This window comes from Phenylobacterium sp. (genome assembly GCF_016793285.1).
Lineage (GTDB): Bacteria > Pseudomonadota > Alphaproteobacteria > Caulobacterales > Caulobacteraceae > Phenylobacterium.
Genome location: NZ_JAEUMO010000058.1, coordinates 1 through 11,734 on the forward strand (window position 1 = coordinate 1; position 11,734 = coordinate 11,734).

General features: G+C 72.0%; 11 protein-coding genes and 1 pseudogene. 9 read left to right on the plus strand and 3 right to left on the minus strand.

What is annotated here, in order from left to right:
* The 3 genes from ileS to JNL41_RS05960 all read left to right on the plus strand — a co-directional run.
* The coding region (ileS, locus tag JNL41_RS05950) for an isoleucine--tRNA ligase (RefSeq protein ID WP_293473358.1) at positions 1-2,547 on the plus strand (2,547 nt) is incomplete at its 5' end.
* A complete protein-coding gene (gene lspA / locus JNL41_RS05955) occupies positions 2,544-3,059 on the plus strand; it encodes a signal peptidase II (RefSeq protein ID WP_293473359.1) in 516 nt (171 codons plus the stop codon). The genes ileS and lspA, both read left to right, overlap by 4 nt.
* 140 nt (positions 3,060-3,199) lie before the next feature.
* Complete coding sequence (locus tag JNL41_RS05960) at positions 3,200-3,766, plus strand: DUF3035 domain-containing protein (RefSeq protein ID WP_293473360.1); 567 nt, start codon at positions 3,200-3,202, stop codon at positions 3,764-3,766.
* Between the two features lie 198 nt (positions 3,767-3,964).
* Here JNL41_RS05960 and JNL41_RS05965 read toward each other — a convergent pair whose 3' ends face one another.
* On the minus strand, positions 3,965-4,933 hold the full coding sequence (locus tag JNL41_RS05965) for a TraB/GumN family protein (RefSeq protein WP_293473361.1): 969 nt from the start codon (positions 4,931-4,933) through the stop codon (positions 3,965-3,967).
* A 41-nt stretch (positions 4,934-4,974) separates the two neighbouring features.
* Here JNL41_RS05965 and mutL point away from each other — a divergent pair, with 41 nt between their 5' ends.
* On the plus strand, positions 4,975-6,825 hold the full coding sequence (mutL, locus tag JNL41_RS05970; RefSeq protein ID WP_293473362.1) for a DNA mismatch repair endonuclease MutL: 1,851 nt from the start codon (positions 4,975-4,977) through the stop codon (positions 6,823-6,825).
* Positions 6,825-7,631, plus strand: coding sequence for a class I SAM-dependent methyltransferase (locus tag JNL41_RS05975; protein WP_293473363.1), 807 nt, complete (start codon positions 6,825-6,827; stop codon positions 7,629-7,631). Before mutL ends, JNL41_RS05975 begins: the two co-directional genes overlap by 1 nt.
* A gap of 7 nt (positions 7,632-7,638) precedes the next feature.
* Here the strand turns inward: JNL41_RS05975 and rsmD are convergent, their stop codons facing one another.
* Entirely contained in the window at positions 7,639-8,208 is a 570-nt protein-coding gene (gene rsmD, locus JNL41_RS05980) for a 16S rRNA (guanine(966)-N(2))-methyltransferase RsmD (RefSeq protein WP_293473364.1), read from the minus strand.
* Positions 8,209-8,355: 147 nt separating this feature from the next.
* On the opposite strand from rsmD, the pseudogene JNL41_RS05985 reads away from it, so the two are divergent.
* A pseudogene (locus tag JNL41_RS05985) lies at positions 8,356-8,979 on the plus strand (enoyl-CoA hydratase/isomerase family protein); the annotation flags it as partial.
* Here JNL41_RS05985 and JNL41_RS05990 read toward each other — a convergent pair.
* A complete protein-coding gene (locus JNL41_RS05990) occupies positions 8,936-10,108 on the minus strand; it encodes a pseudouridine synthase (RefSeq protein ID WP_293473365.1) in 1,173 nt (390 codons plus the stop codon). The pseudogene JNL41_RS05985 and the gene JNL41_RS05990 overlap by 44 nt on opposite strands.
* Before the next feature lie 12 nt (positions 10,109-10,120).
* On the opposite strand from JNL41_RS05990, the gene tadA reads away from it, so the two are divergent.
* The 3 genes from tadA to JNL41_RS06005 form a co-directional block, all read left to right on the plus strand.
* Complete coding sequence (tadA, locus tag JNL41_RS05995) at positions 10,121-10,561, plus strand: tRNA adenosine(34) deaminase TadA (protein WP_293473366.1); 441 nt, start codon at positions 10,121-10,123, stop codon at positions 10,559-10,561.
* Positions 10,558-11,331 carry a helix-turn-helix domain-containing protein gene (locus JNL41_RS06000; RefSeq protein WP_293473367.1) on the plus strand — a complete coding sequence of 258 codons (774 nt, stop codon included), beginning with the start codon at positions 10,558-10,560 and terminating at the stop codon, positions 11,329-11,331. Before tadA ends, JNL41_RS06000 begins: the two co-directional genes overlap by 4 nt.
* A gap of 46 nt (positions 11,332-11,377) precedes the next feature.
* Positions 11,378-11,734, plus strand: a 357-nt coding sequence (locus JNL41_RS06005) for a DUF6265 family protein (RefSeq protein WP_293473368.1), incomplete at its 3' end; no start/stop codon positions are given.

An 11,734-nucleotide genomic window follows, 5' to 3' on the forward strand; every position in this document is an offset into this window, starting at 1 on the left:
CTGCGCGCCAAGGGCCGCCGCAAGGACGAGGTCTCCAAGGCCGAGTTCCGCAAGCTCTGCCGCGACTACGCCGCCCACTGGATGGAGGTGCAGAAACAGGGCTTCAAGCGCCTGGGCGTGATCGGCGACTGGGAGAACCGCTACGCCACCATGGACTACTCGTCCGAGGCCGCGATCGTGGCCGAGTTCCACAAGTTCGTGGCGTCGAACCAGCTCTATCGCGGGTCGAAACCGGTGATGTGGAGCCCGGTGGAGCGCACGGCCCTGGCCGACGCCGAGGTCGAGTACCACGACCATGTCAGCCCCACGATCTGGGTGAAGTTCCCGGTGACCGAAGGCAGCGACGCGGCGCGCGGCGCCTCGGTGGTGATCTGGACGACCACGCCCTGGACCATCCCGGCCAACCGCGCGATCAGCTACAGCGACGCCATCGACTACGGGGTCTACCAGGTCGAGGCCATGGAAGAGGGCCTCGAGTTCGAGCCCTGGGCCAAGCCGGGCGACCGGCTGATCGTGGCCGACAAACTGGCGCAGGACGTCTTCGCCGCCGCCAAGATCGCCAGGGCGCGCCGGGTCGAGACGATCGACTGCCAGGGCATGGAGTGCGAGCACCCGCTGGCCAACCTGGACCAGCACTACCGCTTCGGCGTCCCGCTGCTCAGCGGCGACCATGTGACCGACGACGCGGGCACGGGCTTCGTCCACACCGCCCCGGGCCACGGCGCCGACGACTACCTCGTGTGGCTGGCGCACGGGCATCGCGAGATCCCCGAGACGGTCGACCCCGACGGCGCCTACTACAGCCATGTGCCGCTGTTCGCGGGGGTGAAGGTGCTGGAGACCGAGGGCAAGAAGGCCGGCAAGTTCGGCCCGGCCAACGGCGCGGTGATGGAGAAGCTGATCGAGGCCGGCCGGCTGCTCGCCCGCGGGCGCATGGAGCACAGCTATCCGCATAGCTGGCGCTCGAAGGCGCCGGTGATCTTCCGCAACACCCCACAGTGGTTCATTCGCATCGACGAGCCGATCGACACCCCGCAGCTCGCCGGCCGCACCCTGCGCGAGACGGCGCTGGAATCGATCGAGGCCACGACCTTCTACCCGGCGCAGGGCAAGAACCGCATCCGCGCCATGGTGGAGAGCCGGCCCGACTGGCTGATCAGCCGCCAGCGCGCCTGGGGCGCGCCGCTGGCGATGTTCGTCGACAAGGAGACGAACCAGCCGCTGCACGACCCGGCGGTGAACAGGCGCATCGTCGACGCCATCGCCCGGGACGGCGCCGACGCCTGGTTCGACCGGCCGGTGACCGACTTCCTCGGCGAGACCTACGACCCCGACCGCTACGAGAAGGTCGAGGACATCCTCGACGTCTGGTTCGACTCGGGCTCGACGCACGCCTTCACGCTGGAGAACCGCGCCCATACCCGGTGGCCGGCCGACCTCTATCTCGAAGGCTCCGATCAGCACCGCGGCTGGTTCCAGAGCTCGCTGCTGGAAAGCTCGGGCACGCGCGGCCGCGCGCCCTACGACGCCATCCTCACCCATGGGTTCACCATGGACGAGAAGGGCGAGAAGATGAGCAAGTCCAAGGGCAACACGGTCGACCCCGAGGTGGTCATCCGTGAGTCCGGGGCCGAGATCATCCGCCTGTGGGCCTCGATGATCGACTATGCCGACGACAGCCGGATCGGGAAGACGATCCTGCAGACCACGTCGGACGCATATCGAAAGCTGCGCAACACCCTCCGCTACATGCTGGGCGCGCTCAGCGACTTCTCGCCCGACGAGGCGGTCGAACTGGCCGAGATGCCGCCGCTGGAGCGCTACATCCTGCACCGGCTGTGGGAGCTCGATGGGCAGGTCCGCAGGGGCTACGAGGGCTATGTCTTCCAGGACGTGATCCGGCCGATCCTCGACTTCTGCCAGGAGGACCTGTCGGCGCTGTACTTCGACGTGCGCCGCGACGCCCTCTACTGCGACCGCCCCGACAGCCTGCGCCGCCGCGCGGCCCGCACGGTGATGGACGCCGTGTTCGAGCGGCTGACGGCGTGGCTGAGCCCCCTGATCCCGTTCACGATGGAAGAGGCGTGGCTGACGCGCTTCCCGCAGGCGCATTCCAACAGCCTGCGCGTCATCCCGACCACGCCGGCCGAGTGGCGCAACGACGCCGAGGCCGCGCGCTGGGCCAAGGTGCAGAAGGTGACCTCCGTCGTCACCGGCGCCCTGGAGGTCGAGCGGCGCGAGAAACGCATGGGCGCCGCGCTGGAGGCCGCGCCGGTCGTCCGCGTGGACGACGCGGCGCTGATGGCGGCCTTCGAGGACCTGGATGCGGCCGAGGTGTTCCGCACCAGCGCCGCCGACCTCGCCGCCGGGACCGGCGGCGCCTTCACGCTGCCGGACTCGCCCGGCGTCGGCGTCGAGGCGGCCAGGGCGAGCGGCCACAAGTGCGCCCGCTGCTGGCGCGTGCTGCCCGAGGTCAGCGCGCCGAAATTCCTCTGCGAGCGTTGCGACGACGCGGTCGAGGCCTGGGACGCGGAGCACGCCGCGTGACCGAGGCTGCGCAACCCGCCCGGCCCGAGCCCCGCGTCACCGCCTGGGGCTGGCGCGCGTTCGCCATCGCCGCGGCGGTGATCCTGCTCGACCAGGCGACGAAGTACTGGATCCTCGAGGTCCTGCGCCTGCCCGAGCGGGCGACGCAGGAGGTCATGTGGCCGCTTCAGTTCACCCGCATCTGGAACGAGGGCGTCAGCTTCGGGCTCTTCCAGGCCGGCCACGACATCGTGCGATGGGGGCTGGTGGTGTTCTCGGTGGGCGTGGCGGTGCTCCTCAGCTTCTGGGCGCGCAACCAGACGCGGCTGCTCTCGGCCGTCGGGCTGGGCCTGGTGATCGGCGGCGCGGTCGGCAACGCCATCGACCGGGCTCGCTTCGGCGCGGTCGTGGACTTCATCGACGTGCAGCGGCTGGGCTTCTTCCCCTGGATCTTCAACGTCGCCGACAGCGGCATCACCATCGGCGTGATCCTGCTGCTCTGGGACAGCCTGCGGCCACAACGCGCTGCCTGAGGCCGTTGGCGGCCCGGCGGGATTGGTTTATCTCCATCCGCTCGGAACGGGATCCGCCGCCGCTTTCCGGCCACGGAATGCGGCAATACTGAAACCGGATGCGCTTTCGTCGGGGAAGCGCTTGGGAGTCTTCTAGGTACATGAACCTGAACCGACTGTTCGTGGCGACCGCCCTGGTCGCAGCCGCGGGCCTCGCCGGCTGCCAGTCCACCCAGAAGGCCCTGGGCATGAGCAAGGTGACCCCCGACGAATTCCGGGTGGTGACCAAGGCGCCGCTGGTGGTGCCGCCCGACTACGCGCTGCGCCCGCCGGCCCCCGGCGAGCCGCGCCCGCAGGAGCTGCAGCCCGAGAGCGCGGCCCGCAACGCCCTCCTCGGTCAGCGTGAAGCCGAGCAGCGCTCGGACGGCGAGAAGCTGCTGGTCGCCAAGGCCGGCGCCGAGAAGGCCGACCCGCTGGTGCGCTACGTGGTCGACGACGAGTTCGGCGACATCGCCCACAAGGAAAAGAGCTTCGCCGACCGGGTGATGTTCTGGAAGAAGGGCGACGAGGCCTCGTCCGAGCCGGTCCAGAAGACCGCCGCCCTCGACGGCTCCAACGCCCCCATCGACGCCGCCTCCGAGAAGGAGCGCATCGCCAAGCTGACGGGCAACAAGGCCGTCGTGATCGAGCGCCAGGGCAAGTCGAAGATCAAGCTGCCGGGCCTCTAGGAACCACGAAAAGCGCGAAAGCGCGTGTCCGCATCAGGCCGCGAAGCGGCGCCTGACTGATTCAAGGAACCGCGGAATGGCGCGGAAGGCGTCGGCGCTGATTCCGCGTTCTTCCGCGTATTCCGCGGTTCCAAAGACGACTGAGCCTCCGCTTTCGCGGAGGCTCGCGGAGAAGCACTTTCGTGCTTTTCGTCGTTCCTATTCCTCGCCCGGCGTCTTGACGGTCAGGCCCTGGGTGCGGAGGCGGTCGAGGACGCCGCCCTGGGCGAGCAGGGGCCGCAACTGCACCAGGACGATGGCGTGGCCCGGCTGGCGCAGCGCGCTCGTGATCGCCGCCGCGGTGTCGGCCTTGGTCCGCTCGTCGTAGGTGCGCCCCCCGGCGACGGCGGCCAGGCAGCGCTCGTAGGTGCGCTCGTTGGCGAGGGCGCCTTCGACGTCGCCCTCGGCCCAGGCGCGGGCGGCGGCGAGCGTCACGCCGGGGCCGGCCTCGGCCTGGCTCAGCACCTCGTCGAAACAGAGGCGGCCGACGTTCGCCGGCGTGCGGGCGATACCGCCCAGTTGGCCGCCCAGGTCGTAGCTCTTCTCCTGAACCTTCACCCGCCGCTGCTGGGCGAGCAGGCGCACCAGCTTGGCAGGGTCCATGTTGGTGAGCTGATTCCGGTCCCGGTAGTCGATGGCGAGCTGCACGCCGGCCGCCAGCGGGTTGCCGGTGCCGTAGTGCCTGGCGTCCTGGCCGAGGCGGGTGCGGACGGCGACGAAGCGGGCGCGCGTGGCGGCGTCCAGCCGGTTCTCGTACGGGCCGCCCGACTTCAGGCGCATGAGGTTGAAGGCCGTGCCGATGGAGCCGCCGAGCTTGGCGCGCACGTTCACGAACGGCAGCACCACGACGTTGGCGCCCTGCAGGCGGCGCTCGAAGATGGAGCGGTCCCACTGCATGCGCTTGGGCGCCAGCGACGGCACGCCCAGGACGTAGACCGTCGTGTCCGCGTCCTCGACCCGCCACCACGCCGGCCCCGGGAGGCGTCCGCGCACCACCAGTTCCTCGACCAGCGTCGCGTCGGGATCGTCCGCGGGGCCGGGCGCCGGCGAGGTGGGCGGCCCCTGTGCGGCGGCCGGGAGCGCGGCGAGGCCGATGGCCGCGGTGAGGATCAGGAGGCGTTTCAGCACGGACAGGAGGCTCCTCGGAATCGTACTATGTAGACAATCCGATGCCGATCCGCCGCCTCCCGCCCGAACTGATCAACCGCATCGCCGCCGGCGAGGTGGTGGAGCGGCCGGCCAGCGCGGTCAAGGAGCTGGTGGAGAACGCGCTCGACGCCGGCGCCGGCGAAGTCCAGGTGCAGGCCGACGGCGGCGGACTGACCCGCATCCTGGTGGCCGACGACGGCGCCGGTCTGACGGCCGAGGAACTGCCGCTGGCCGTGGAGCGGCACGCCACCTCGAAGCTCGCACCGGACGACGCGGGCGACTACGACCTGCTGCGCATCGCCACCCTGGGCTTCCGGGGCGAGGCGCTGCCGTCGATCGGCTCGGTCGCGCGCCTGTCGATCACCAGCCGCGCCCGCGGAATGGCGGACGCGCACGCGATCTTCGTGGAAGGCGGCGCAGTAGGCCAGGTGACGCCCGCCGGCTTTCCGGGCCCGCACGGCGCGCGGGTGGAGGTGCGCGACCTCTTCTACGCCACGCCCGCGCGACTGAAGTTCATGAAGTCCGAGCGCTCGGAGAGCCAGGCGATCGGCGAGGAGCTGAAACGCCAGGCGATGGCGCACGAGGCCGTCGGCTTTGCGCTCGACCTCGACGGACGGCGCACGCTGCGTCTCCCCGCGGAGGCGGCGGGCGACGAGGGGCGCCTGGCGCGGCTGGGCGCCGTCATGGGTCGCGAGTTCTCGGAGAACGCGCTGCTGATCGACCACGAGCGCGAGGGCGTCCGGCTCACCGGCTACGCGGGCCTGCCGACCTACAACAGGGGGAACGCCGCGCACCAGTACCTGTTCGTGAACGGCCGCCCGGTGCGCGACCGGCTGCTGCAGGGCGCACTGCGCGGCGCCTACGCCGACTTCCTGGCCCGCGACCGGCACCCGGCCTGCGCGCTCTACCTCGAGCTCGACCCGACGCTGGTCGACGTGAACGTGCATCCGGCCAAGGCCGAGGTGCGGTTCCGCGATCCGGGGCTGGTGCGCGGCCTGATCGTCAGCGGCCTGCGCCATTCGCTGGCCGGCGCCGGACACCGCGCCTCGACGACCGTCTCGATGGCGGCGCTGGGCGGATTCCGGCCGCAGACGCTGCCCTATCCGCCGCCGCGGCCCTCGGGCGGCGGCTTCTCGGCCTGGGCGCAGGGCGGCTGGGCGCCGAACGCCGCGGCCGCGCTGGCGCAGGCGATCCCGGGCCTCTCCGAGGTCTCCGCGCGTTCGGAGGAAGCCTATGCTCCCGGCGTGGCCGAGCAGGGGCCGGGCGCAGCCCCGGCGTTCGATCCCGTCGACCACCCTCTGGGCGCGGCGCGCGCGCAGGTCCACGAGACCTACATCGTGGCGCAGACCCGCGACGGCGTGGTCATCGTCGACCAGCACGCCGCCCATGAGCGCCTCGTCTACGAGCGCATGAAGGGCGAATTGAGCGAAGGCGGCGTCGCGCGCCAGGCGCTGCTGCTGCCCGAGGTGGTGGAACTGGATCCCGCGGAGGCCGAGCGGGTGGTGGCGCGCGCGGACGAACTGATGGCGCTGGGCCTCGTCATCGAGAGCTTCGGGCCCGGCGCGATCCTCGTGCGCGAGGTGCCGGCCCTGCTGGGCGAGACCGACGCGGCGGGGCTGGTCCGCGACATCGCCGACGACCTCGCCGAGAACGGCCAGGCGCTGGCGCTCAAGGAACGGCTGGAGGACGTCTGCTCCACCATGGCCTGCCACGGTTCCGTGCGCGCGGGCCGGCGGCTGACGGCGCCCGAGATGAACGCCCTGCTGCGCCAGATGGAAGCCACGCCCCACTCCGGCCAGTGCAACCATGGCCGCCCGACCTACGTCGAACTCAAGCTCGCCGACATCGAGCGCCTGTTCGGGCGCCGCTAGTGGACGCCGGCGCGATCCGTCCAGACCTCGCACGCAAGCTGCGGCCGCCGGGCGCCGGTCCCGCGGCCTGCAAGATCTGCGGCGGCGAGGCGCGCCCGACCGGCATCGTGGACTTCAACCGCAGTTGCGAAGACGCCCGCGGCCTGCGGCTGCCGCGGACGGGCGTGCCGGTGCAGTACCGCCAGTGCGGGACGTGCGGCCTCGTGTTCACCGACACCTTCGACGACTGGACCCAGACCGACTTCGAGGCGCACGTCTACAATGACAGCTACATCCAGGTGGACCCGGACTACGTCGCGAAGCGTCCCGAAGGCATGGCCGCGACGGTGACCGCGACCTTCGCCGCCGACCGCGCCGCGCTCGACGTCCTGGACTACGGCGGCGGTACGGGCCGATTCGCCGAGGTGCTGCGCGAGGCGGGCTACCGCTGCGAGACCTACGACCCGTTCACGCCGCGTTTCGCGGCGCGTCCGGACCGGCGCTTCAACCTGATCACCTGCTTCGAGACCCTGGAGCACATGCCAGATCCGGTGGGCGGCGCAGAGGACATCGCCAGCCTGCTGACCGACGACGGCGCGGCCGTCATCGGCACCGTCACCCAGCCGGCGGACTTCGCCAGCTTCGGGCTTGGCTGGTGGTACGTCGGCCCGCGCAACGGGCATGTGACGCTCTATTCGCGCCAGGCCCTCGCCCGGCTCTGGGGCCGCTTCGGCTTCGCGCTCGCCTCGTTCAACGACAGCACCCACATCGCCTTCCGGCAGGCGGCCACGCCGCCCTGGATCGCCCGCCTGCTGGGGCCGGCCTGACGGACCGTCAGGCGCCCGCGAACCGCAGGAAATGCACCCGCGCGGCGCCGTAGTCGCGGGCGTCGAGGGGCTCGTAGCCTGCCGTGTCGAAGGCCGGTTCCGTCACGCCGCGCTCGAACACGACGATGGCGCCCCCGGCCAGCCAGCCGCCCTCGGCGAGGCGGGCCAGCGCCTGTTCTCCCAGCCCCCTGGCGTAGGGGGGGTCGAGGAAGGCGAGGTCGAACGCCGGACCGTCCACGCCGGGGCGCGCGCCGAGGTCGATGGCGGAGCGGCGATGGACGCGGGTGCGGCCGAACAGCCCCATGGCGTCGACGTTCTCGCGGATCGCGCCGCGGGCAGCCTCGTCGGTCTCCACGAACAGGCAGAAGTCGGCGCCGCGCGACAGGGCCTCGAAGCCCAGGGCGCCGGAGCCCGCGAAGAGGTCGATGACGCGCCGCCCGCGCACGCCCCCGCTCCAGGGCGCGTGCTCCAGGATGTTGAAGATCGCCTGACGGGCGCGGTCCGAGGTGGGGCGCGTGGCCTCGCCCTGCGGCGCGATCAGCGCCTTGCCGCGGAATTCCCCTGAAACGATGCGCAAACCGCGCCTCCTTGTGGCTCGCGCCCTCCCGTTCCAAGGTTTCGGGCAACAATCAAGAGACGGGAGGACCCGGCCATGGGCCTGGTGACGGTGGAGCGCCGCAGGGGGACCGCGGTCATGACCTACGCGAACCCGCCTTGGGGCACGATGACGGCGACGGGCGCGCAGGAGATGCTGGACCTGTTCCGACCGCTCGCCGCCGATCCTGCGGTGCGGTGCGTCGTGATCACCGGCGGGCTGCCCGGCATCTTCATCCGCCACTACGATGTCGACGAACTCTCCAGCATGGGCGAGGCGCTGAAGGACCGGCCCCCGCCGCCGCCCGCCGACGGGCCGCCGGAGACGGGGTTCCTGGCGCTCGCGGACCTGATCGCCGCGGCGCCGAAGCCTGTGATCGCGGCGATCAACGGGCTCTGCATGGGCGGCGGCTTCGAACTGTCGCTGGCCTGCGACCTGCGCATCGCCGACCCCAGGGCCGAAGCCATCGGCCTGCCCGAGACGCGGGTCGGCATCTTCCCCGGCGGGGGCGGCACCCAGCGGCTCCCGCGGGTGATCGGGGAGGCCAGGGCGCTGGAGGTGATCCTGCGCGGGCTGACGTTCACCGGGGCCGAGGCCCACGCGATCGGGATGGTCCACGAACTGGCCGCCGATCCGCTGGCCCGCGCGCTGGAGATCGCCGCCGAGTTCGAGGCCAAGGGCGCCGAGGGCGTGGCCTATGCCAAGCGGCTCACCCGCGCGGCCCTCGACCGCCCGGTGGCCGAGGGCCTGGCCGACGAGCGGGCGAGCTTCCTGGCCGTGATGGGGACGGCTTCGGCCCGCGCGGGCCTGGACGAGGGCCGGCGGCCGGCTGAGATCCAGAAGGTCTAGCGGCGCGCTCGGGGCGCTTGGCCTCGCCGGACGGACCCTTGGAGGCCTTGCGCTTTGGCGCGGGGTGGGCGCGGGCCTTGATCTTCGGCTTGGCCCAGCCGGCCTTGTATTCCTTCTTCTCCCTGGCCTCGGCGGGCTGAGGCCGGGCGGCCTCGACCTTGGCCGCGTCCTGCTCTCGGCGGCGCTGCCTGGCCGGCGTGCGGTACTGCGGCCGGTCGCCGGTGGGCAGGTTGGCCGGGTCGATGTGCTCGGCGAACTGTTCGCGGACGACGCGCGGACCAACCTCCTCGAGTTCGCCGACGCCCAGGGTCCCAAGGGCCAGCGGCCCGTAGGCGAGCCGGATCAGGCGGTTCACCTTCAGGCCGATCGACTCCAGCACGCGGCGCACCTCGCGGTTCTTGCCCTCGTGCAGGGTGACGGTGATCCAGAGGTTCGCCCCCTGCGGGCCCTCCTTGGCCTTGTCGAGCCTGGCCTCGATCGGCCCGTACTTCACCCCCTCGACCGTGACGCCGGCCTGCAGCCTGTCGAGCCGCTCCTGGGTCGTCCGTCCGTGCGCGCGGGCGCGGTAGCGGCGCACGATCGCCGTCGACGGCATCTCCAGCGCCCGGGCCAGCTCGCCGTCGTTGGTCAGCAGCAGCAGGCCCTCGGAGTTGAGGTCGAGGCGGCCCACGGAGATCAGGCGCGGCAGGCCCTCCGGCAGGGCCTGGAACACGGTGGGGCGGCCGGCAGGGTCCTTGTGCGTCGTCACCAGGCCCACGGGCTTGTGGTAGCGGAAGAGGCGCGCGGGCTCGGGCTCGCCCACCACCTCGCCGTCGAGCGTGACGATGTCGCCGGGCGCGACCTTCGTCGCCGGCGTGTCCAGCGTGCGGCCGTTGATGGCGACACGGCCCTCGCCGATCAGCCGTTCGACGTCGCGCCGCGAGCCGACGCCGGCCCGCGCCAGCAGCTTGGCGACGCGTTCTCCATCCTCACTGCGCGCGGTCGTGTCTTGACCGTCGTCGTCCGGCTGGGGTCTGAGGGGATCGTGGACCATGATCGCCGGACAATGCGCATCGCGCTCGAAGCCGCGCAAGCCGCCGCCGCGGCCGGCGAGACGCCGGTGGGCGCCGTCGTCGTCGATGCGGCGAGCGGCGAGGTGGTGGCCGTCGGCGCGAACCAGCCGATCGGATCGCACGACCCCACCGCCCACGCCGAGATCGTGGCCCTGCGGGCGGCCGCCGCGAAGCTGGGCAACTACCGGCTGACGGACCTGACCCTCTACGTGACGCTGGAGCCGTGCGCGATGTGCGCCGGCGCGATCAGCCACGCCCGCATCGGCCGCGTCGTCTTCGGGGCCGAGGATCCCAAGGGCGGCGCGGTCGTACATGGTCCGCGCTTCTTCGAGCAGCCCACCTGCCACTGGCGGCCCCGCGTCGAGGGCGGCGTGCTGGGCGAGGAGGCGGGCGAGCTGCTGCGCAGTTTCTTCCGCGTGCGGCGCAAGCCGTGAGGTACGCCGAGTTCCCGGCTCCCGAGGCGCTCGCCCCCTACGTCCATTGCCTGTGGGTGTTCGAGGGGCCGGCCACGGGCGAGGCGCAGCGGATCGCGCCGGACGGGCGGAGCGAGCTGATCTTCCACTGGCGGACGCCCTACCTCGAGCGGGTCGGCGGCGACTGGCGGCCCCAGCCGGGGATGCTGTTCGCAGGCCAGCTCACCCGGCCGCTCCACCTCCTGGCGCGGGAGCCTGCGGGCGTCGTGGGCGTGCGTTTCCGCACCTCCGGGGCGCCGGCCTACCTGCGCAGCCACGCCAACCCCTTCACCGACAAGCGCATCGCCATCGGCGACCCGCCCGATCTGGGCGGCGCGCCGGACGAGGCGGCGCGGCTCGCGCTGGTGGCGGCGCATGTGGAGGCGCGGATCGACGCACGGTTCCACGACCGCGCCATCGCCGTCGTCGTGGCGCGGTTGCGGGAGAGCGACGGCCGCCTCAGCCAGGCCGAGCTCTGCGAGACCGCGCGACTCTCGCCGCGGGTGCTGCAGCGGCGGTTCGTGAACGCCGTGGGCGTTCCGCCGCGGATGCTGGCCTCGATCGTCCGCTTCCGGCGCGTGTTCGAGGCGCTGGAGGCGCCCAAGGTCGCGAGCTGGACCGATGCGGCGCAGGCCGCCGGCTACTTCGACCATCCGAAGATGGCCCGCGACTTCCGACGCTTCCTGGGTTGCACGCCGGGCGAGTTCGTGAAGGCCGACCGGGGCCTGGCCACCAGCCTCGCAGCCGCCTGACGCAAACGTACAAGCCGGGCTGGACGGCGCGCGATAGAGCTTGGGCATGCGCTACCTCATCGCCCTCGCCGCCCTGACCATCGCCACCGCCACGCACGCTGCGCCGGCGCCCCAGCCCGTGCCTCTGCTCAAGACGCTCGGCTGGATGCACGGCGTCTGGAGCGAGACAAAGGACGGCGTCGTAACCCGCGAGAGTTGGTATGCGAACGGAAGCGGCCTGGCGGGACTGACCGAAACCATCCGGCCCGGCAAGCCCGTTCAACTCGAACGCACGACGATCACCGCAGAGCCCGCGGGCATCACCTTCACGGCCATCCTGCCGGGCCAGCCGCCGACACCGTTCGTCCTGCGGCCGGGGAAGGAGAAGGAGGCTGTCTTCGAAAACAAGGCCCACGACTTCCCC